Here is a 23,440-nt window from a genome sequence, read left to right as displayed (position 1 = left end):
TCACTCATTTATCAAAAGATTAATAATGAATAATTTCTGATAAGATGAGTGAAATTAGAATTTAATTTTTTTGAATTAAATATTTTAATTCTTCAATAGTATATGCAGGAGTTTTTTTGTGTAACATGGCGTGACAATTTGGACAGACAGGAATTAAATCAGTTATTGGATTTACTGTATAGGTTTTTTTAATTAACGAAAGATCAATTTTATGATGAACATGAATGAAATCTTTTCCTATTTCTTTACCATAAAATTTTTCAAAATTCATATCACATACAGCACAATTAAAACCGTGATATTCTATACATTTTTTTCTAGCAGATGAATTTCTTTCATAATTATTAACCAAAACTTTTTTAATACTTCCTTCTGTGAATAGTTGCTCTTCTTCAGTAATTTCTGTTGGATGAAAATTAGTTGTTGTTAAACTTTCATTTACAATTTTTTTATAATAGTCTAAGATTTTTCTTTTTCCAGGTAATTTTGATCCCTTAGGTAAGTTTTCATAATAATCAATATGTTTTTCTAAAGCAGAGATTGCATTTTTTAAAGAGTTAATTCCAAAATCATCATAAATTTTATCTAGGAAATATTTTGTAGTAAATTCATTTTGAGTTCTTGTGAATTGTTCACCGTGTATAAAATGGATGAAATTTTGAATTTGAAAACCAGCCGTATCTTTATTCATACCTAATTCAACAAGAATTTTTAAACCTTCTTCTTTTTTAATTTGTTTTAGAAAAATTTTTTTTGAAATTTCATAAGCCATAAACGTCATTTCTTTTGTAATCTTAATCATAGGAAATTTAAGTTTTATTTAAAAAATTATAATCATCTACAAATGAAATTATATTTAATTTTTAATCCAAATTATATATTTTTTATGTTGTTAAATTTTAGATAAAATTGATTAAACCTCATTTCAAAAATTATCCTTAACATTGCAATGAAGACTAACAAAAAATAGATTTGAATTATGAAAATTGAAGCAAATTCGCCAGATGAATATTTGGAGAAAATTCCAAAAGATAGGAGAGAAGCAATGGAAAAATTGCGCGCTGTGATTTTGGAAAATTTACCAGAGAAATTTGAAGAAGCGATGAGTTATGGAATGATTGGATATGTTGTTCCGCATACTGTTTATCCAGATGGTTATCATTGTGATACTAGCTTGCCATTGCCTTTTATGAATATTGCATTGCAGAAGAATTTTATTGCTTTGTATCATTCAGGAATTTATGCAAAACCTAAACTTTTAAAATGGTTTCAGGAAGAATATCCGAAACATTGCACAAATAAATTGGATATGGGAAAGAGCTGTATTCGATTTAAAAATATAAAGAAAATTCCTTATGATTTAATTGCAGAACTTGTTCGTAAAATGACAGCGGATGAGTGGATTTCTATTTATGAAGAAAATGTAAAAAATAGATAAAAGAAAGGCTGTTCATTTGAACAGCCTTTTTGTTTTTAGTTTTTGATTAAAATAATTTTTTCAGCGTGTTTCTCTACAACTTTATCCAACATTCCTTTAATATCATTATAATATTCAGGAGTGATTAATGTTTTTTGGAATTCTACGATAGAATACACGATTATTTTATTTCCTTTTTGCTCTATTTTAAAAGTAAATAATCCAATATCTTCTGGTAGAACAGTATTAAAATCTTCAGGTTTTGCTTTTAAAGTATAACCATTAGGAATATTAAATTGAACGATATTTGTTTCATTCCAAGCAGAGATAAAATCAATTGGTAATTTTCTCTCATCTGCTGTAAAAATATTTTTAGAATCTCCCCAATATAGCATAGAATCGAAATACAATTCATTACCAACTTTTTGAACTCCTTCTTCACTTTCAAATTGATATACTTCCATGATTGGCTTTTGTAAATCAGTAACATTACTAGCTCTACAGTTTGTAACTTCAATAGCTTCGTTCTGTTCTTCGATTTTTTCCATCAATTTTTCTTTCGAAAGACTCCCTAAACTTTTTCGGTAATAATAAGCAAATCTATTATCATAAGAAGTTCTTACATTTCCTGTGATAAAACCATCTTCATCAATTTTTACGCTAATATTTCTTTTCTGAGTTGCTTTGATGTAACTTGGTAATGTAACTTGTCTGATTTGTAAATTCTCCGTAATTAATTGACCTGTCCAATTTAATGTACGATCTGGTAAAGAACCAAAAGCCAAAGTACGATCTGTAGCATCTAATAAATATTCGTTTCCATTTTGATCTTTTAAATATGCAATCACATAATTAAATCCATCTAAAGTTGGAAACATCGTCTTTCCATGATTTCTGGTACTGATTAATACAGGATGTGCTTGTAAATTTGCAGCTCTAAGCATTGAAATTAAAGTTAAATTGATATCAGCAACATTTCCAATTCCTTCTTTAAATGCCTTTTTTACTCCTTTTTCAGTATATTTTCCAGTATTTTCATTCCATTTTATCTTATTTTTTACAAAAGCATAAATTTTTTGAGCAGTTTCCATTTTACTTTTACTTGTACTAGTAATAACAGTCAATTCATCTGTAAAATGCTTTGTTTTTTCTAATTGATCTCCAAAATTTTTGTTTTCATAAATTGCTTTACAAACACTTTCCCAAGTTTTTGCATAATCTTTCGTAACTCCACCTATTGGTCTAATAGAACGAATTTCAAAATCAATTCTAGAACGATAATCTTCTAAATTTCCAGAATAAGGTTCTGATTTCAAAGATGGAATATTTTTTTCAAGAATTTCATAAACATCTGTTTCGATAGATTCTGAACCATATGTTTCATTTTGCATTGATTGATTTACATTGAAAGGATGTCTTCCTCCATAATGCAAGTTAAAACTGATTAAACCTGGAATTAGAATTCGTTGTTTTAAAAGTTTTATAGGTATATTTTCTTGAATTATGGAAGCATCAATACTTGTCAAAAAAGGAGATCTAATTTTGTATTTTAAATCAATAACGCTTCCTTCTTTTACATTTGAAAAAGTGATTGTTTTTTTAATAAAATGTTCTGTAATTTCTTCTTTAAAAATTCCACTACTTTTCAATTTAGACTTTACAATTTTACCATTTTCTAAATTATAAGTTGCTCCTTTAACTTCAAATAGTTTTTCTCTTGTTCCAGAATTTTGCTCGTATAATCCTATTTCTTTTTTTGCATAATTATATCCATCTTTTGTATAGATTTTTAAACGTAAATGATATCTGTTTTCTTGATATAAACCATCTTGTGAATTATATCCATAAAAAACTTCTCTTGAGCTATATAAGATTGCAGCATTTGCGTCTGATTCTAACGGATGTTTTTCTTCTTTTAACTCTTCTTCAGAGATATTTCCGAATTTAATATTTTGAGCAAATGATATATTTATTCCAAAAATAAAAAGGAATAAAATTGAATTTCTAATAAATGTTGTTTTCATAGTTTATTTTTTTTGAATAAAATTTGTGCATTGTCTGCTTTTTTGACTTTTCTAAAAAAACTTACGGAAATCTTTGTAAGTTTCCTTTGGATATTCTCCTTTATTTAAAGAGATTTCTCTTGTATATTTTAATTCTGTTTCACTAATTTTTTCCAGTTTAGAAAAATATTTTCCTTGTTCACATGAAAATTCTGTTGGCTCGAAAATAGCTTCTGGAATTGAAAAACCTTCAGGTAATTTAATTGTATAAACAGAAATATCTTTATATCCACGTTGGATTATAATTGGCGATTTTCGATTTTTATTTCTAGAAGGAGTGTAGTTTGCTCTTGAAAAAGGGTCGATAGAGAATAAATAATTTTGTTCAATTGGAATTAAGTATTTCTTTGCTTTAACATGTAAAGATTCTGTAAACTCAATTTTTTCTTTATCATTTTTAAATGAAATATTTTCAAAAGAAATATTATTTAAATAATTCCAATGACTTTTTTTGTAGAATTTTTCTATGTATTCTTTATTTTGCGATTCTAAATAAAATCTGCCATCATATTGTGTTCCTTTTGTTGTAATCGAAACATTAGAATTCAAATTCCCTTCTGAATCAAAAGTAATAGTTGCTTCTGTAAGCATACTATTTTGTTCATTTAAATAAGAAGTTGTATGCATAATTTTTCCACCTTCTGGAGTCATCACAACCACATCACGATCATCAGTGAAATCACCTAAAAAACCAAAAGGCATTGTTTGACTTGTACATTCCAACCAAATTCCTTCTTCAGAAATAGGTAAATATAAAATTACATGATTTCCTTGTCTAAAATCTGCAAATTCTGGGTCAAAATCAATTTTACGATTTCCAGATTCTACATGCGCATAATATGCAGGAACACCCACGATTTGCAGTAAAGATTGTGTATAATTAGAAAGTCCTTTACAATCTCCATATTTTACTTTATCAACTTCTTTTGCAGGAATTGGTTGCATTCCACCAATTCCAACTTGTACGCTAATATACCTCGTATTGTCTTGCACGTATTGGTATACGATTTTTGCTTTTTCTATAGGATTATCAGTAATGGAAGTCAATTTTAAAATTTCATTTTTTGTTTCATCTGAAACTTCTTGTCGATCAATTAATAAATTATCAGACATAAATTTTCCAAATTCTTTCCAATTTGAAAAACTTCCTTCATAACCAGAAACATGAAAAGGGCTAACATTTACACGCATAATTGGAATTATATCTCTTATATATTTTCCAAATTCACTTTCATATTTTAAATAACCAGATTGAAGTGTTTTTTTAATTGTATTTCCTGAACTAGTATCTTCAATTGTATAATTTTTAAAGTTTTTTTCTTTTGTTTGAATTGTTAATTTTGGATTATAATTTAAGGTATAAGAACTATTTTCAATTAAAACTTTTGTAAATCTGATAGGAATCCAACTTGGAATGCTACTAGTGTTTGAACTTGTAATTTCATATTCAAAAATCAAAGTAAACGGATAGGAAAGAGGTGTGTAATCTAAAAACTTCATTCGATCATCAGAGTAAATGGTTCCATTTGGAACAGCACTATAATCTTTAAAATCACTTTTAGTAAACTTTTTAATTTCAGAACCATTTTGATTTAAAATAGTAGCTTTTAGTTTTTTGATTTTTGTTTCATCACTATAATAAACAGGATCAATAATGCTTTCAAATCCACTTTTATTGTGTACAATTACTTTTAAATAATAGGAATAAGTTAAAGAATTTACCTTTTTAATATTTACAACTTCTGATTGATTTACAATGGTTGCATTAATTTCTTTTGGGGCAATACTTTTCTCTTGAGCTTTTAAATTACATACAGATAGGATGCAAAAAAAAAGCAATAGCAATACTTTATTTTTCATTCTTTTTAATTATAAAATTTTTTGCAATATTAAATAATTAAAAGGATAAAATAGTGTTTTATTATGTTAAAAGGAATTATTTTAAATTTTGAAACCAACGTTGAAAATATTCCCCAATAATAGGAATTGGAATTGTGGAATAATTAATAGCTCTAATTAAACCAATTATCCAAAAAATGAATAAAATTGCATGGATAATTAAAGCAGTAACTCTTCCAAAAGAAAGTATCATATTTAAGAATTCAAGAATGAATTGAAGGAAAAGTAATCCAATCATTTGACGAATGTGAAAAGCTGCAAATTCATCTTTTTTATTCATATTCATAATAAAAGCGATTACAGTTCCAAATACTGTTATATAACTAATTATTGCGATTGTTTTGCTTTCTTTTTCCACTTTTGTTGCATTTTAAATTCATTCTAAGATAATTTGTTTTCAGTAAAAAGAGTATTAATATTCTGTGAATATCTATTTTTTATGTTAAAATATTACTTTAAGTAAATATATATAAATAACTGTAAATCAATTAATTAAAACATGTTAAGTTTTAGGGGTTTAAAAAATATAAAATCTAATGTTAATCTTCTATTAAATAACTCTAATAGTTTGAAAATAAACTTAAAAAGTGTTGTCTAATTTCTAAAATATAGGTACATTTGCACGCCTTTTTACGAGAAAGATTTCAAAAGGTATTTAAATTTAATTTAATAGAAACCTCTCTTCAAGTTGTTTTCGTAGCAGAAATCTGAACAATGAGAAGATACAAATTTAAATCTCAGAACATTATGTCTGAAGAAACAAAAAACGTAGCGGAAGAGCAAAACGCTCCAGTAAACCCACAAGAATTTTTAGAGAACTTCGATTGGCACAAATACGAAGAAGGAATTGAAGCAGTAAACGAAGATAAGTTAAAAGCTTTCGAAGATGCATTAGATGGAACTTTAGGATTCGTAAATGAGCACGAAGTAATTGAGGGAACTGTTGTAAGAAAAACTGATCGTGAGGCAATCATCGATATCAACTCTAAATCAGAAGGAGTTATTTCTTTAAACGAATTCCGTTACAACCCTAACTTAGCAGTTGGAGATAAAGTTGAAGTATTAGTTGACAGAAGAGAAGATAGCACTGGACAATTAGTACTTTCTCATAAAAAAGCTCGTGTAATCAAAGCATGGGATAGAGTAATCGCAGCTCACGAATCTGGTGAAGTAGTTAACGGTTTCGTTAAATGTAGAACTAGAGGAGGAATGATTGTTGACGTATTTGGAATCGAGGCATTCTTACCAGGATCTCAAATTGATGTTAAACCAATCCGTGACTACGATCAATATGTTGAGAAAACAATGGAATTCAAAGTTGTTAAAATTAACCACGAATTCAAAAACGTTGTTGTATCTCACAAAGCACTTATCGAAGCTGATATCGAACTTCAAAAGAAAGAGATTATCTCTGGTCTTGAAAAAGGTCAAGTTCTTGAAGGAGTTGTTAAGAATATCACTTCTTACGGAGTATTCGTTGACTTAGGAGGTGTAGATGGATTAATCCACATCACTGACTTATCTTGGTCAAGAATCAGCCACCCATCTGAAGTTGTAGAATTAGATCAAAAATTAAATGTTGTAATCTTAGACTTCGATGATGAGAAAACAAGAATTCAATTAGGATTAAAACAATTAAACGCTCACCCTTGGGAAGCTTTAGATGCTGACTTAAAAGTTGGAGATAAAGTATCTGGTAAAGTAGTTGTAATCGCTGATTACGGTGCATTTATCGAAGTTGCTAAAGGTGTTGAAGGATTAATCCACGTTTCTGAAATGTCATGGTCAACGCACTTACGTTCTGCACAAGATTTCGTAAGCATCGGTGACGAAGTTGAGGCAGTAATCTTAACTTTAGACAGAGAAGAAAGAAAAATGTCTTTAGGTATCAAGCAATTACACCCAGATCCATGGACTAACATCGCTGAAAGATTCCCTGTTGGATCTAAGCACATGGGAACTGTAAGAAACTATACTAACTTTGGAGTATTCGTTGAATTAGAAGAAGGAATTGACGGATTAGTATATATTTCTGACTTATCTTGGACTAAGAAAATTAAGCACCCATCTGAGGTTGTGAAAGTTGGAGATAAATTAGAAGTTGTAGTTCTTGAATTAGACGCTGAAGGACGTAAATTAAACTTAGGTCACAAACAAACTTTAGAAAATCCTTGGGATGTTCACGAAGCTAATTACCCATTAAATTCAGTTCACACTGGATCAGTTAAAGAAAAAACTGACAAAGGTGGAATCGTATTATTCGAAGATGGTGTTGAGGCATTCGTACCAGGACGTCACATGGAGAAAGAAGATGGATCTAAATTAGTAAAAGGAGATACTGCTGAATTCAAAGTTATCGAATTTAACAAAGAATTCAGAAGAATCGTTGTTTCTCACACTTCTATCTTTAGAGAAGAAGAAAAGAAAAACATGTCAGCCCAAAAAGCTAAGTCTGACTCAGTAGAGAAGACTACTTTAGGAGATATCTCTGGATTAGCTGATTTAAAGAAGAAAATGGAGCAAGGAAATAAATAATATTTCTTGATATCATTATAAAATTTAAAGCATCGTTTCTTTTGAAACGATGTTTTTTTTATTGTGTATAATTATTTTATGTCTATGAATTGTAAAATTTGTTCTTGCAATAATAAAAATAGCTGTTTTATTTCTATATATAAAGATTTTGAAAATATGGGATTGAATTTCAGTGTTTTATATTATTTATTTTTTTATTGATAAAAAAACGAACCAAAAAAATCAAGACTTGTATTTTTACAATTTAAAAAATAGGTCAACCAAATTTTAAACAATAGATATCTTATTTTTTGAAATAATTTTTAAACATCTACTATGATCAAATCATTAGAAGATTAAATTCTACTAATAAAAAATAATAAAAAGATTATAAGTCTTAAAACAAAAAAAGTGCAAGACATTTCTGTTCTTACACTTTCTTATCAAAAAAAATAAAACTTTTATTTTATGATCTCAAAAAATCTTTCTCCTTTATTTTCAGACCAAACTAACTGATCATTTACCCAAATGTTTACACATTTTAAGATGTTTTTGCTCGAATCCATTTCACATTTTATTTTATCTATTTCTGTCGTATTCCAATAAATGATTAGTTCGTAAAACTTTGAATTTCTATTTCTATGAGGAAAAATTCGAATTCGATATGTATCATCTTTTTGAAATATATGAAAACCTTTTGGGTAAGTTAAATCAGGATAATTTACTGCAATCAATTCGTTATTTTCTAGATGAAATAATTGAATTTGATTTTCAATAAAGGCATTTTTATTTTTTGGATTTAATAAATCTATGGAATCTTGATTTGTAATTGATATGTCAAAAGCAGTGTCAACAACAAAATTCTCCGTTGAATTTGTTTTACAAGAAATACAAACAAAACTCCATAGATATACAAATATTTTTTTCAAATTAGATTATGGTCTAATGTTATAAACCATTCCTCTCTTATAGTTATAAGTTCTTGTTCCAGGATTGAAATTATCAGAGCTATACCATCCATCGTAGCTTCCGCTCCATCCCCAGTTCATTCTTAATTTTAAAGAATTTGAACCACAAGGATCGATATAATTTAAATATCCATCACAAACCCATGCATGTCCTCCTGAATAAATTCCGAAAATCCACCATCCTGTGTTTTTTCCTCCTTTTAAAATCATTGGACGACTAACATTTAATTCGTTTGTAACTTTTGTAATATTATAATCTGCATAATCCGCAGAACTATAGTTGAAATCATCTTTGAATGAAGAAGGAGCTTCTCCTTTTGTATCCGCAGAAGAACCATCACATCCGTAATTCATATTTACAGCATCTCCAATATCAGCCATTAAAGTAGCAGTCGAAGTTGTTCCATATGAATTTGGCATTCCTGACCAGTTATAGTTTGAAGGATATTGGTGGTATTTCATGATTTGAGCCATTGCAGTTGCCACACATCCAGTATAATAATGATCACAAGGTCCACAAGTATTTGAAGGAGTTAAAGAATTATAACCACAACTTTGTCCCCAAGTAGTTTGAATATAAGGCCCTCTTTGAATATTGTAAGGTGTACATCCAGCACTTGTGTTTCTCTCTTTTACATTAGATTGGTTAAGTAAAACATCCATTTCACCTTTTTCTAAATTACTCCACATTTTTTCAACAAATTCCGAAGGTCTTTCATCTTTTTTACGAATATCTTCAATGTTTACTTTTGTGTCATACAACCAAGTTACTAATCCTCCTGGATATTCTTTTTGGTCAAGATCAAAACTGTTTGTCTCAGAAAAAGCTAAAATTGGCTCTGTTCTTCTATCTCCAGATAAAATTACGAATCCACCATTACGATAATTTACAATGTAATAAGCTGGTAAATCATTTGCATCTGGAACTCCAAAAACAGATTCCACAATTTTTCTTTTTACGACTCTAGCATTTGAGTCTGCGGCAGTTCCATCTCCGAAAAGTAAGTGATTTGCAAAGTTCTTTGCAGAAGACTCAGAAAGCACATTTTCATCTTGGAAATCTTTTTGGTTTAAATCTGAATTTTCTTCCTTATTACATGATGTTAATAAGAATCCTACAGCGAAAATTAGAAATAACTTTTTAATTAGATTAAGTTTAATCATTTGTTTGATTTTAATGTTAGTTAATCGTTTTTGTTATATAATTTATTTTAGATATAGTTTTTTTAAATTTTTAAAATCAAACTTTTTCTTTTTTTACAGATACTGTAAATTTGTTATAGCGGTGGCGAATTTAAGAAAATTTTAACAATAACAAAATATTTAGTTAACAAATAATTAAATTTTTAAGTTATAAGGTTTATAGTTTTTATTAAATTAACGTATAAAGTAACTATAAATCATTTTTTAAAGCATATTGTTTAAGATTGTATATTTTATTATTTTTTACTTAAAATGTAAACTAAAATCAATCAATTACATTCGCAAAAATTACAATCTGCTCTAGAACTGGAAATACTTTTTTTCCTTTTTCAGTCAAAGAATATTCTACTTTTGGTGGAATTTGATGATAGGATTTTTTAGAAACTAAATTATATTCCATTAAAGTTTTTAATTCTTGAATCAACATTTTTTCACTGATATCTGGAATTAATCGTTTTAATTCTCCAAAACGACGTTTTTCTTCGCCAATTTCATTTAAGATGCGAAGTCGCCATTTTCCTCCAATTATTTTTAAAGCTTTCCCAACTGGACATTCTATTTTATTAATTTCATTTTTTTTCATAATATAATGTATTGAAAATCAATAATTCTTACTTTTTAGTAAGTAGTTAACTTTTAGGTAAGTACTTGATTTATAGTTTGCTAAATTATAATTTTGTCATCAAATATTAAAATGAATTACAGATGAAAACGAAAATATTTATCACAGGAGCAACTGGATTTCAAGGAAGTGCAATTACAAATGAATTAGTAAAAAAAGAATATGAAATAGTTTCTTTAAAAAGAGAAATAAATGGAAATGAAAATCCAAATGTGACTTTTATAAAAGGAGATTTAGCAAACAAAAAAGACATTAAAATTGCAACAAAAAATGTTGAAATAGCAATTTTTACATTGCCTTTGGTTTTTGATTTGGAAACGGCAAAATTAATGACACAGAATTTTATGGAAGCTGTAAAAGAAAATAAAGTAGAATTAGTGATTTTTAATACAAGTTTTGATTTACCTAAAGAAAAAACTGGTTTGACAGCAATTGATATTAAAGTTGAAATGAAAAAAATGTTTGACGCTTCAGGTTTGAATGTTATTACTTTAGTTCCAGATATTTTTATAGATAATTTCGCTGCACCTTGGTCGATTCCCGTGATTTTAGAACAAGGAATTTTACCTTACCCTGTGGCTTCTGGAAAGAAAATTCCATGGATTAGTCATGTAGATTTAGCAAAATTTATTGTAAATGCAATTGAACATAAAGAATTAATTGGTAAAACACTTCCAATCGGTGGGAATTTAGTTTCTGGTGAAGAAATTGCAAAAGAAATTTCAGAAAAAATAGGAAAAGAAGTTCATTTTGTAAGTTTAACTCCAGATGATTTTGAACAAAACTTAATTTCTGCTTTTGGTGAAATTCCTGCTAAAGAAATTTCTAATTTATATCGTTATGTAGCAAATCGTTATGAAGAATTAATTGCTAAAAATTTTAAAAAATCACAAGAAATTTTAAATGTAGAAATACAATCTACAAAAGATTGGGTAGAAAGTATTTCTTGGAATTAAAAATGAATGCTTCCTTTTCTATCAATTTTGAAAGAAAAGGAAGTTTTTTTATTTTAATTCTTGCATATTTCTAATTTGCTTTAACATCGTTTTCTTTGGAACAAAAGGAACAGTTGCCATCATTATTTTTTGTGAAAAAGTCAAACCTGCTAACACATTTAATTTTCCTTTCATCATCCCATCATAACCAGCTTTTGCAACTTCTAAAGCACTAAATGTATTTTCAAAAAGATCTGTTTTATCCATACCAGAAGTTTGTGCAAACTCAGATTCAGTTGCTCCAGGAAGCAAAGTTGTAACTGTAATATTTGTATCGTGAAGTTCTTCTGCAATTGCATTACTAAAAGAAGTTACGAAAGCTTTTGTAGCAAAATAAACTGCTTGAAGTGGGCCAGGCATTAAGCTAGCTGTAGATGAAACATTTAAGATTCTTCCTTTGTTTTTATTTACAAATTCTGGTAAGAAAAATCTTGTTAGTGCTGTTAAAGCGACAATATTTAATTGAATCATTTGTAAATCATTTTCCCAATCTCTTTCATGAAATTTTCCATGTCCGCCAAAACCTGCATTATTAATTAAGTAATTTATTTGAATTCCAGATTCTTTCACTTCTTTGTAAATTTCTAAAGCAGCTTCCGAATGCGTTAAATCTTTAGCGATGATTTTCACTTGAATTCCATAAGTTTGTTCTAATTCTTGTTTTAATGTTTCTAGTTTATGTTTACGTCTTGCAACGATAATTAAATCTCCTTTATTTTTTGCATGAATTTTAGCAAATTCAACTCCAATTCCGCTACTTGCTCCTGTGATTAATGCTACGTTTTTCATCTTTGTTTAATTAATGATTAATTATTGGACAAAGTTCTATGTTTCTCCAATTTCAAAGAAACACGAAATACGGAAAAGAAAACATTTTTTACAGAAAATGTCGAAAATGAATTATTTTTTACGGAAAAAAATGTAAATCAACTTTAAATTGAACATGTTTTTGAAAAGTAATTTTCTTTTTTCAATTAAAAACCAAAAAACAAGAAAGCTTACAGAAACCAAACAAGAAATATATAAGCAAATTTTTAAGATAGTATCAAATTGAATTTTAGCAATAGAAAAGGTGAGAAGGCTTGAGAAAATCATAATTCCTCCGCCTAAAATAGAAGAAGTTATTCCTTTATGTCCGTTTGATTTTTTATCATCTTCCAAAGCATTAATTGCTTTTGCATTACAAATTGGACTGATAAAACCACAAGAAATTCCATAAAGAATCATTGCAAAAAGAACAATGTAAAAATTATAAATTTCTAATAAATAAAAGAGAAAAGTGAAAATTCCACTAGAAAAACCAATTAGAAAACCTAAAGCTAGGATTTTTTTAGAATTCATTTTTTCAATTAATCTTTTAGAAAAAAGTGAGCCAAAAGCATAAGAACCACCGACAGCAATTAATAAATAACTATAAGTGTTTTCACTAAAATTAAATTGATTGATGAAAATATATGGAGAAATAGTATAAAAAGTAATTAATCCACTTAAAATAATACTGTAGGAAAGAAAATATCCCATGAATTTTTTATGTTGAAAAATTGTCGAGATAATGCTTAAAACCTTTTTAAAACTCAAAGATTTATTTGGTTTTTTGTGTGTTTCTTTTAATTGAAATATTGCGCTATAAATTAATAAAACACCTAAAATTGTAAGTACGATATAAACTGTTTGCCAAGAAGTTAAATATAAAATTTCTCCACCTAGAATTGGAGAAATAGCAGGAGCCAAAGCAACAATTGCAACAATATTAGAAATAGTTTTATGTAAAGTTTTATCTTTTAAAGAATCAGCAATAATTGCTCTAGAAAGAACTGTTGCAAATCCAGCTCCAAAACCTTCTATAAATCTGGCAATTGTAAAAAATTCGATAGAGTTTGCCATTGCAGTGAAAATACTTCCAATAATAGAAATTGCAACAGCTGTGATGATGACAAATCGTCTTCCGTATTTTTCAGATAAAGCTCCCCAAATAATTTGCGAAAAACCGAATCCTAAAAGTAAAACTGTAATTGAAAATTTTACCAAAGCTTCTGTTGTACCGAAATATTCTGTTAAAGAAGGGTAGGCTGGTAAACCAATATTTATTGTAAAATAACCATATAAAGAAATGGAAATTGCAAATAAATTGATGAATTTTGCTGAATTCTTTTTATACATACCGACTTTATTAGCTTTCTAATAAAGTTACTCATAAAACAAGTGATGTTTTGTTAAACTATTGTTTATGTTTTTTGTGTAAAATTCTAATTATCAATGATTGTTTTGATGTTTCCATTAATTGGAGAAATTTGTGTAGAAGTTTCGTTTTCCATTAAATAAAAAATGAAAGCACTATTCATTCCTATAATATAAACATTCTTCGTTTCTTTATTTGTAAAAGTGATTTGGTCTTTATATTCAATTTCTTTTTCTTTCACAAGTGATGCAATTTTTCTTCCTGAACCAAAGCCATTTCCAATATAAAATCCAATCAAAGCAATAGAAAAAATAAATAGAAACACTTTTAAAAGAGAATTTTTTATTTCTTCATCTGAAATATTTTCTTCGAATTTAAATCTTTTTTGAAACCATTCTTTTTTTCTCTTTTTGGTTAAATATTCTGGAGTTCTGAAAATTAGAATTATTAAAAAAATGAAGATTGAAATTCCTAAAATACTGGAAGTTAATTTAGCAATTGGACTGATTAAAACATCTAGAATAGAGGAATAAGTTAAAATGTTAATTCCAAATTGATTGTAATATAAAGATTCACTTAAAATTCCTAAAACAATCAAATAAATATAACCAATTGCTAAATAGTTTTGAGTTTCTTTGAAGACATTAATTTTTTTCATTTTCAAACATAAAAAATCTAAAAGAATAAGAGAAATGTCATTTGTAATTTTAATGTAATAGTAAAATGAAATTATCTAAAATATATATAAATTAAAAAATATGTTAAAATAGTATTAAAATAATAAAATATCATTTCATATATTTGAAAAAATAAAAATTGAAATGAGATGAAAAGAAAATTACTTTCCTTAAACTTTTGGAATTCTTCTGTAATTATACTTCATGAAACGGATAATGTAAAATATTTTTATTTCATAAAAAATTGATTATAAAATAAAAAATAAAACCAATTCTATAGGAATGGTTTTTATTGTTAAATCTAAAATTTATAATATGAAAAGAAAATTACTAAACTTAAGTTTTTTAGTTGCTAGTACCATTTTATCAGCACAAACTGTTGATGTGAATTCAACATTTGCAAACGGTGAAGAAAATTACACACCACAACAATTAGTAGAAGATATTTTTGCGAATACTTCTTGTATAACAGTGAATTTTACAAATTCCGTGTCGAATCCAAATTATACAAATACAGATTCTGAGAAGAGTTACGGCTATTTTGAAAGACAAAATGGTTCGCCTTTTCCTTTTGAAAATGGAATTGTTCTAACAACAGGTTCTGCTGGAGGAACGGATCAAAGTGTTGGTTCGCCAGCTTGGTTGGGTGACAATGATTTAGAAATTTTCACGGAAGAATCAAGTTTTAATGCAACAACTTTTGAATTTGATTTTGTTGCTCCAGTTGATTTAAATGAAGTTCGATTTGAATATTTATTTGCTTCTAATGAATATGGACCTTTTGAATGCTTTTATTCTGATGGATTTGCTTTAATTGTAAGTGGACCAGGAATCGATTCTGCAAATTATTATGATATTGATGGTGATTCCTCAACTCCTGATGCTTTAATCGATTTAGGTGGAAAAAATATTGCTTTAATTCCAAATACAAATATTCCAGTTCAAGTAACAAATATAATTCCTGAATCTACTTCTTGTGGTGGAAAAAATCAAGAATGGTATAATTATGAACTTCCAGAATCAAAATATAGTGGAGAAACTTTGCCAATGGAAGCAATTATTAATGTGATTCCTGGTGAAACATACCATGTTAAAATGGTTATAGCTGATTCTAGAGATTCTGCTTTTGATAGCGCTGTTTTCTTAAATGGAAATAGTTTTATTTTGCCAGATTTTTATTTTGATGAAATTGATGATGATATTCTTTTAGTAGAAGATTCTGCGGGAGCAGGAAGTCAATTACCAGATTATTCAGATTTGTTAAACATAAATTATAATTGTCTTTCTGAGGAACAAATACAAATGACAATTACTCAAGAAGAAGAATTGACAATTGTTCAAACTCCTGAAGCTGGAACTATCATTCATGAAAATACGCTTGTAACATTAGAAGTAACGGATCATATTTTAAATAAAACTCATGATATAAGTTTTATGGTGGATTTTATCCCTGTACAAATTGGAATTGAAGAATCTGCTTTTGAGAAATTTAAAATATATCCAAATCCATCAAATGGAACGATTTATATAAATAATTATGAACAAATAGCTTCTTTTAAAGTTTTCGATTATCGTGGAGCTGAAGTTTGTGATTATCAAGTTTTAAATAAAACAATTGATTTACAAAATTTAGAAAACGGAATTTATTTTCTGGAAATTGAAAATAGAGAAGGGGAGGTTTATCTCGATAAACTGATTTTAGAATAATCAAAACGAAAAACCACATCAATTAGATGTGGTTTTTTATATTTTATTTTAATTGATTTCTCCATCATTGAAATAATAACCATCATTCCAATTTCCAATTAACATGATTTTATCTTTATGAATAACACAACCAAATCCATATTCTGGATTCCAATTACAATTTCCTGTAAAACCGACATATTTAAATCCATTTTTTTCTTCTTCAAAAATATTTACGCCATTAATCATAAAATGTCTTGTAGCTAATTTATGATTCTCATACGTCGGAATTCCATTATCAAATTCTGGTGAATATTCCTCGTAAATGTCAATTAATTTTTCATTATTACAAATTTCTTTACAAAGATTTTCAATGATTTTCTCTTCATTCTCAATGAAATATTTTATAGTTTTTAAACTAATATCGGAAGGTTTTTTCTCAAAAGGATCAATTGTATAATTATCTAAAATATTTAATTCTAGCCAATCATCCCATTCTGCATTTTTTAAATTTTTCTTCGAATTATATTTCAAAAAAATATCTACATCTAATTCAAATTCTGAATATCCTCCTTTAAATTCTCCTTCTTCTCCTGAAGTTATTTCATCAATAATAAACTCATAATAATTAGAAGCTTTTCCCATTTTTCTAACATTTATTTTTAATTATTTTCATGTTTTAAAAATAAAAATTCACTACGCCAATTGATGTCAATCTAATGAAATATATTTTGATTTTAAGCATAAAAAAACCATATCTAATTAGATATGGTTTATACTATTTTGTAATCGTTATCCTACATCCCAACTTCCTAATTTTAAGACTTCATCTTTATGAAGAACACAACCAATTCCATGTTCATAATCCCAACTACATTCTCCTTTAAAACTGAAGTATTTTAATCCATCTTTTTCTTTTTCAGAAATATGTAAAGAAGTAATCATAAAATGTCTCGTTGCTAATTTATGATTCTCATATGTCGGAATTCCATAAGAAAATTCAGGTGAATTAGCATCATAAATATCAATCAGTTCTTGATTTTTACAGATTTTCTTACAAATATTTTCAATAATTTGATCTGTATTTTCTAATATATATTGCAAAGTTTTTAAAGTTGTATCCGATGGAATTTTTTCAGACAAATCAATTGTAAATGAATCTGCAATAAACAAATGAATCCAATCACTCCATTTGATTTGTCTTAAATTTTTTTCAGAATTATATTTAGAAAAATCAACTTTCATCTCCATTTCCATTTCTTCAAATTCTAATTGCTTTCCTTCTAAAGTCATAACATCTAAACATTCTTTGTAATAATCGACTTTCACTGACATTTTCTTGTGGTTTTATGTTGTACATGGCGAAAATAAAAAACAACCACGCCAAATGATGTCAGTGTGATTGTTCTTTAAATATTTTTCAAGAAAATTTGCTTAATGATGGTGATGTCCACCCATTTCTCCAGTACTTTGCATTAAAGCTCCTTTCACATAATAAGCTCCTTTTGTTATAATAGAAACATTAAAATTATTCCCTTCAATTGCTTTTAATTCTGTAAAATCCATTTGTACAACTCCAGTTTCTACTTTTGTTTTTACAAATGAATTTTTTTCTTTTTCATTCACAACAAAAATAAATTTCTCTCCAGCTTCTTCAAAAATTGCTGTATTTGGAACTGTATAAACATTTTTTGCATCATTTGCATAAATAATTGCATCAATATACATTCCTGATTTTAATGTTTCCGTAGAATCATCAAAATGTCCGTGAACATCTACAGTTCTTGATTCTTCATCTACTTTATTACTAATTAATTCAATTTCTCCAATATGAATTTCATCATTTCCATTCGCTTTAAACTCGAATTTCGAACCTTTTTTTACTTTAAAAATATCTTTTCCAAAAACTTGTAATTCTGCATGCATATGATCCGTATCAATAATTTCATACATCATCTCATTTTGCGAAACATATTTTCCTTTATTTACATAATTTTCTGTGATATATCCATCAATTGGTGACTTTACATAAATCGATTGTTGAATTCCATTTTTTTCAATAGATTCTGGATGTAAACCACTTAATTTTAAATTTGCTCTTAAACTTTGTAAAGTTGCGTTTGCAGTATTATAAGTTGCTTCAGTTTCTTGTAAGTTTTTCAAGGAAATAATTTCTTGTTTATACAAATTCGATTTTCTATCAAAATTCTGTTTTGCCAGTTTAAAATCATTAAAAGCTTTTAAATATTTTTGCTGCAATTGTAAAAAACTTGGATGTGATAATTTTGCCACATTTTGACCTTTTTTCACTTTATCACCAGGTAATAAATCTGCTTCTGCAACAAAAGCTTCCAAAGGAGCATAAACTGTCGCTTTACTTTTTGGTGGAACCTGAATTTCTCCTGTTACAACCAAAGATTCTTGTAAAGGTTTTAATTCAATTTTTCCAGTTTTAATTCCTGCAATTTCTAATTGTTTTTTTGTCAAATGAACTTCTTTTCCATTTCCTTCTTCATGTTCATCTCCATGTTCGTCTTCATGATTGTCTTTATGATCCTCATGTTCATCTTTATGTCCAGATTCTTCATGTTTATCATGAGAATCTACTTTAGTTTCCGAATTATTTCCACAAGAACCAAAGATGATTCCTAGTGCTAAAATCCAAATTACTTTTTTCATTTTTTATATTTTTTAATCTATTGATTTCTATTTTAAAAACTAGCACACTTTTAAAAAGTGTATTCATTATCTCTTGTGTTAGTATAAATTATTTAATTTATTTAGGTTTTCCTTAAAATAAATCAAAAGGTTTTGAGCATAGTCGAAGGACTACTCCTCAACATAAAAAGAATATTCAATAACTGTTTGATTATAATTATTTATCACATCTAAATAATTCAACATAATTTGTGAATACGTCGTAAAACTCTGTAAAAACTCAAAAGCATCAATTTCTCCTTCTTTATAAGCTGTTTGAATTTTCGATTTAAATTTCTCTGATTTTTGTACAATATTCGGATCCATTTCATCCAATTGTTTTTGCATATAAATCAATTGCTGCTTCAATTGTGAAACTTTATTTTTTAAATTGTTTTTAGAAGCATTTGTTTCCGTAATAATTTGATCTTTTTTAATTTTATCTTGTTTTACTTTCGCATTTTTCGACCAAAAATCTAGAGGAATATTTACACCAATTCCATAACCACTAAATCCAGTTGCATTTGTGTTTTTTCGATTGATATATTTTGCTGTTAGTTGAGGAACAAACATCGATTTTGAAGCTTTCACATTTTTATTTGCAACTGAAACTTTAGCGGCCAATAACTCTTCAAATTCAGGATTTAATTCTTTCTCAAGTGAAGGAGTTTTTTTTCTTTTATAAGAATCAGTTTTTGGTTTAATACTTTCTTGAATAACCAAAACATTTTTTAATTCTGCTTCTAAAAATTGTAAATTATTGAAAATTTCTATGCGTTGCGCTTGATAATTTACAGTTTGTAATAAAGATAAATCTCTTTCCAAACCTCCGATTTCCCCTTCATTAAAAAAGGAATCAGAAATCTTTTTTACTTTTTCAACGATTAAAATTTGTGCTTCAATTAATTCTAATTTTTTATATTGATTTGCCCAATTATGATACAAAGTCAAAACATTTTTTTCAATTTCTTTTGTTTGAATTAATAAATTTTTCTCTTCAAAAGAAAGCTGTGCTTTTGCCACATTTTTTTGTTGAATTTGTGAAATAATAGATCCAAAATTTTGTTGAATTGTAAATTCATTTTCATCAATATTTTCTGCAATTCCAACACTTTGATACGCAAATTTTGTTGCGTCAAATTGAAAAGCTTCCGTTTTTGCAGCTTTTACAATAGAAACTTTTGCAATAGCATTTTTTAATTCAACAGAATTTTTTATAGCAATTTCGATAGCTTCTTCTTGTGTTAATTGTTTCGGAGATTCTTGAGCTTTAACAAAAGTAGAAGCTCCAATAATAAATAGAATTGCAATGAAATTTTTATTTAATTTTTTCTTTTGAAACATTTTTGATTCCATTAATTGATATAAAGCAGGTAAGATTAAAAGTGTCAAAATAGTTGCGGAAATTAATCCACCAATAACCACTGTAGCTAATGGTTTTTGAACTTCTGCACCTGCTGATGTTGAAATTGCCATTGGTAAGAATCCTAAAGAAGCTACAGCAGCAGTTAAGATTACTGGACGTAAACGAACTAAAGCTCCTTCTTCAATAATTTGTCGAATTGTCCAATCTGGATATTCTTTTCTTAAAGAGTTAAAATAACTTATTAATACAATTCCATTTAAAACAGCAACACCAAAAAGTGCGATAAACCCAATTCCAGCAGATATACTAAAAGGCATATTTCGAAGATAAAGTGCAGCAACACCACCAATTGCCGAAAGTGGAACAGCAGTAAAGATTAGTAAAGCATATTTTACCGAACCAAAAGTGATATAAAGCAAGAAAATGATTAATAAAAGTGCTACAGGAACAGCAATTGAAAGTCTATCTTTTGCTTTGTTTAAATTTTCAAATTGTCCGCCATATCTTAAATAATAACCAGGAGCTAAATTTAGCTTTTCATCTAAAACAGTTTGAATTTCAGAAACCAAACTTTCCACATCGCGATTTCGAGCATTTACACCAATTGTAACTCTACGTTGTGCATTTTCTCTTGAGATCTGATTTGGTCCATCTTCATAAGAAACAGATGCAACTTCACTTATTGGAATAGAAGCTCCAGTATTTGATTTGATAAATAATCTTTCTAAAACAACATCCTTTTTACTTTGTTCATTTAAACGAACAACCAAATCGAATTTTCGTTCGTTTTCAAAGACAGTACTTGCTGTTTCCCCTGCATATGCTGCTCGAATAATTGTATTTACATCTGCAATAGAAATTCCGTAACGAGCCAATTTATTTCTATCGTATTTAATTAAAAGCTGAGGTAAACCTTTTGTTTGCTCTACAGATAAATCTCCAACTCCTTGAATTTTTCCAATTAAACTAGGAATTTCACTTGCTTTTTGTGCTAAAATATCATTGTTTTCTCCAAAAAGTTTGATAGCAATGTCTGCTTTTGAACCACTGATTAATTCATTAAAACGAAGTTGAATTGGTTGTGTAACTTCTATAGCTAAACCAACAATTGCTTCTAATTCTTCTTTGATTAAATGAGATAATTCTTCACGATTGGAAGCAGAAGTCCATTCACTTTTTGGCTTCATTACCAACATAATATCGAAATTCTCAATTCCCATTGGATCTGTTGGAATTTCTGGAGCTCCAATTTTAGAAACTACATGTTTTACTTCAGGAAATTTATTTAAAATTAATTTTTCTACTTTATTAGTATATTTTATACTTTCTGAAAGCGAACTTCCAGGTTGAATACTAGCTTGAAGCGCCAAATCACCTTCTTCTAAAGTTGGAATAAATTCACCTCCCATACGATTAAAACCAATAACAGAAATAATAAAAATTCCAAGAACAATTGCTACAGATTTTTTGCTATGATTTAAAACAAATTTTAATGCAGGAAAATAGACTTTTTTACAAAGATTGATGATTTTATCTGCTAAAGTTTCTTTAATTACAATGTTCTTTTTTAAGAATAAAGCACTCATCATTGGAACATATGTAAGAGAAAGAATTAATGCTCCAAGAATTGCAAAACTTACTGTTTGCGCCATTGGACCAAACATTTTTCCTTCAATTCCGACTAAAGCAAGAATTGGTAAATACACAATTAAAATGATAATTTCACCAAAAGCAGCGGATTTACGAATTTTGGAAGAAGAATTGAAAACTGCTTCATCCATTTCAGATTGTGAAAGTTTTCTATTTTTTCCGCTATAAAGTCTATGAAGAACAGCTTCTACAACGATAATAGAACCATCGACAACCAAACCAAAATCAATTGCTCCAAGCGACATCAAGTTTGCAGAAACTCCAAAAATGTTCATTAAAGTAATCGCAAATAAAAGCGAAAGAGGAATTACAGATGCAACAATAATTCCCGCACGAAGATTTCCTAAAAGAAGAACTAGAACGAAAATTACAATTAAACCTCCTTCAATTAAATTGGTTGAAACTGTGGAAATTGCTCTATCTACCAAAGAAGAACGATCTAGATATGGATAAATATGTACACCTTCAGGAAGTGATTTTTTTATCGTTTCGATTTTTTCTTTGACATTTTCAATTACTTTAGAAGAATTTTCTCCTTTAAACATTAACGTAATTCCTCCAACAACTTCACCTTTTCCATCCATTGTCATTGCACCAAAACGAGGAGCACTTCCAATACGAACTTGTGCAATATCTCTAACTAAAATTGGTTTTTCATTTTTATTTGTAACAACAATTTTTTCAATATCTCGAATGTTGTTAACCAAACCTAAAGCTCGAATATAATAAGCATTGTTTTGCTTTTCAATATAACTTCCACCAGTATTTTGGTTATTTTTTCCTAAAGCATCAAAAACATCTGTAATTGTAATGTTATAATTTCTTAGAGAACTTGGGTTTACAGCAACTTCATACTGCTTTAATTTTCCTCCAAACGTAGAAATCTCAATGATTCCTTTAGTTCCAGCAAGTTGACGTTTTACAATCCAATCTTGAAATGTTCTTAAATCTGTTAGCGAATATTGATATTTATGTTCTTCATCAACAGTTAAAACATACTGATAAATTTCACCTAAACCGGTTGTGATTGGCATCATGGTAGGTTTTCCAAATTCACTAGGAATTTCTTCTTCCGCTTCTTTAATTTGTTCTGCAACAAATTGTCGAGCTTTAAGAATATTTACATGATCTTTAAAAACAACAGTTACAACAGACAAACCATAACGAGAAATCGAACGAATTTCTTCTGTTTCTGGAATATTTGCCATAGCAATTTCCACAGGATATGTGATAAATTGCTCGACTTCTTGAGGTGCAAGAGAAGTAGAACTTGTTACAATTTGAACCTGATTATTTGTGATGTCAGGAACAGCATCAATAGGAATTTGTTTGATAGAATAAATTCCAATAGCAATTAAGGCAAAAGTAAGCAGCCCAATAATTAGCTTATTTTGTATAGAAAATTTGATGATTTTATTAAACATATCAAATTTATTTAGTTAATAAACAATAAGTTGAATTGTCTTTATTCCATTAAGAAAAAGACATATGTATCCATTGAATT

The 23,440-nt window shown here is 27.8% G+C and carries 18 protein-coding genes; 4 read left to right on the top strand and 14 right to left on the bottom strand.

Features of this window, described 5'->3' with window-relative positions; genetic code table 11:
- Positions 1-61: 61 nt before the first annotated feature.
- Positions 62-802 (bottom strand): HNH endonuclease, encoded by a 741-nt coding sequence (locus I1A51_RS11480; RefSeq protein ID WP_196894029.1) that lies wholly within the window; start codon positions 800-802, stop codon positions 62-64.
- A 177-nt stretch (positions 803-979) separates the two neighbouring features.
- Here I1A51_RS11480 and I1A51_RS11475 point away from each other — a divergent pair, with 177 nt between their 5' ends.
- Positions 980-1,438: a DUF1801 domain-containing protein gene (locus I1A51_RS11475; RefSeq protein WP_196894023.1), complete on the top strand. Its 459-nt coding sequence runs from the start codon at positions 980-982 to the stop codon at positions 1,436-1,438.
- Between the two features lie 35 nt (positions 1,439-1,473).
- On the opposite strand, the gene I1A51_RS11470 is transcribed toward I1A51_RS11475, so the two are convergent.
- The 3 genes from I1A51_RS11470 to I1A51_RS11460 all read right to left on the bottom strand — a co-directional run bounded on the left by I1A51_RS11470 (position 1,474) and on the right by I1A51_RS11460 (position 5,737).
- Positions 1,474-3,441 (bottom strand): transglutaminase domain-containing protein, encoded by a 1,968-nt coding sequence (locus tag I1A51_RS11470; protein WP_196894021.1) that lies wholly within the window; start codon positions 3,439-3,441, stop codon positions 1,474-1,476.
- Between the two features lie 51 nt (positions 3,442-3,492).
- On the bottom strand, positions 3,493-5,340 hold the full coding sequence (locus tag I1A51_RS11465) for a DUF3857 domain-containing protein (protein ID WP_196894019.1): 1,848 nt from the start codon (positions 5,338-5,340) through the stop codon (positions 3,493-3,495).
- A 76-nt stretch (positions 5,341-5,416) separates the two neighbouring features.
- Positions 5,417-5,737, bottom strand: a complete 321-nt coding sequence (locus I1A51_RS11460; RefSeq protein WP_196894017.1) for a hypothetical protein — start codon at positions 5,735-5,737, stop codon at positions 5,417-5,419.
- Between the two features lie 389 nt (positions 5,738-6,126).
- Here I1A51_RS11460 and rpsA point away from each other — a divergent pair, with 389 nt between their 5' ends.
- Positions 6,127-7,914, top strand: coding sequence for a 30S ribosomal protein S1 (rpsA, locus tag I1A51_RS11455; RefSeq protein ID WP_196894015.1), 1,788 nt, complete (start codon positions 6,127-6,129; stop codon positions 7,912-7,914).
- 440 nt (positions 7,915-8,354) lie between these two features.
- Here the strand turns inward: rpsA and I1A51_RS11450 are convergent, their stop codons facing one another.
- The 3 genes from I1A51_RS11450 to I1A51_RS11440 form a co-directional block, all read right to left on the bottom strand.
- Positions 8,355-8,822, bottom strand: coding sequence for a hypothetical protein (locus I1A51_RS11450; RefSeq protein ID WP_196894013.1), 468 nt, complete (start codon positions 8,820-8,822; stop codon positions 8,355-8,357).
- 6 nt (positions 8,823-8,828) lie between these two features.
- Positions 8,829-10,025 (bottom strand): C10 family peptidase, encoded by a 1,197-nt coding sequence (locus I1A51_RS11445; protein ID WP_196894011.1) that lies wholly within the window; start codon positions 10,023-10,025, stop codon positions 8,829-8,831.
- A 304-nt stretch (positions 10,026-10,329) separates the two neighbouring features.
- Positions 10,330-10,647 (bottom strand): winged helix-turn-helix transcriptional regulator, encoded by a 318-nt coding sequence (locus I1A51_RS11440; protein ID WP_196894010.1) that lies wholly within the window; start codon positions 10,645-10,647, stop codon positions 10,330-10,332.
- Positions 10,648-10,769: 122 nt separating this feature from the next.
- On the opposite strand from I1A51_RS11440, the gene I1A51_RS11435 reads away from it, so the two are divergent.
- The gene (locus tag I1A51_RS11435; RefSeq protein ID WP_196894009.1) at positions 10,770-11,642 is read left to right on the top strand and encodes an SDR family oxidoreductase; all 873 of its coding nucleotides are present in this window, start codon (positions 10,770-10,772) and stop codon (positions 11,640-11,642) included.
- Between the two features lie 48 nt (positions 11,643-11,690).
- Here the strand turns inward: I1A51_RS11435 and I1A51_RS11430 are convergent, their stop codons facing one another.
- The 3 genes from I1A51_RS11430 to I1A51_RS11420 all read right to left on the bottom strand — a co-directional run bounded on the left by I1A51_RS11430 (position 11,691) and on the right by I1A51_RS11420 (position 14,518).
- Positions 11,691-12,470, bottom strand: coding sequence for an SDR family NAD(P)-dependent oxidoreductase (locus I1A51_RS11430; RefSeq protein ID WP_196894008.1), 780 nt, complete (start codon positions 12,468-12,470; stop codon positions 11,691-11,693).
- Positions 12,471-12,581: 111 nt separating this feature from the next.
- Positions 12,582-13,841, bottom strand: a complete 1,260-nt coding sequence (locus tag I1A51_RS11425; protein WP_196894007.1) for a multidrug effflux MFS transporter — start codon at positions 13,839-13,841, stop codon at positions 12,582-12,584.
- A gap of 86 nt (positions 13,842-13,927) precedes the next feature.
- Positions 13,928-14,518, bottom strand: a complete 591-nt coding sequence (locus tag I1A51_RS11420; protein ID WP_196894006.1) for a hypothetical protein — start codon at positions 14,516-14,518, stop codon at positions 13,928-13,930.
- Between the two features lie 334 nt (positions 14,519-14,852).
- On the opposite strand from I1A51_RS11420, the gene I1A51_RS11415 reads away from it, so the two are divergent.
- Positions 14,853-16,244, top strand: coding sequence for a choice-of-anchor L domain-containing protein (locus I1A51_RS11415; RefSeq protein WP_196894005.1), 1,392 nt, complete (start codon positions 14,853-14,855; stop codon positions 16,242-16,244).
- 48 nt (positions 16,245-16,292) lie between these two features.
- Here I1A51_RS11415 and I1A51_RS11410 read toward each other — a convergent pair whose 3' ends face one another.
- The 4 genes from I1A51_RS11410 to I1A51_RS11395 all read right to left on the bottom strand — a co-directional run bounded on the left by I1A51_RS11410 (position 16,293) and on the right by I1A51_RS11395 (position 23,360).
- Complete coding sequence (locus I1A51_RS11410; protein ID WP_196894004.1) at positions 16,293-16,868, bottom strand: DUF6985 domain-containing protein; 576 nt, start codon at positions 16,866-16,868, stop codon at positions 16,293-16,295.
- Between the two features lie 147 nt (positions 16,869-17,015).
- Positions 17,016-17,558: a DUF6985 domain-containing protein gene (locus I1A51_RS11405; protein WP_196894002.1), complete on the bottom strand. Its 543-nt coding sequence runs from the start codon at positions 17,556-17,558 to the stop codon at positions 17,016-17,018.
- A gap of 99 nt (positions 17,559-17,657) precedes the next feature.
- Entirely contained in the window at positions 17,658-18,902 is a 1,245-nt protein-coding gene (locus I1A51_RS11400; protein WP_196894000.1) for an efflux RND transporter periplasmic adaptor subunit, read from the bottom strand.
- Between the two features lie 150 nt (positions 18,903-19,052).
- The gene (locus tag I1A51_RS11395) at positions 19,053-23,360 is read right to left on the bottom strand and encodes a CusA/CzcA family heavy metal efflux RND transporter (protein ID WP_196893999.1); all 4,308 of its coding nucleotides are present in this window, start codon (positions 23,358-23,360) and stop codon (positions 19,053-19,055) included.
- Positions 23,361-23,440: the final 80 nt, after the last annotated feature.

The sequence above is a fragment of the Aureivirga marina genome (genome assembly GCF_015767265.1).
GTDB classification, from domain to species: domain Bacteria; phylum Bacteroidota; class Bacteroidia; order Flavobacteriales; family Flavobacteriaceae; genus Aureivirga; species Aureivirga marina.
This window is presented reverse-complemented; position numbering and strand designations above follow the sequence as displayed.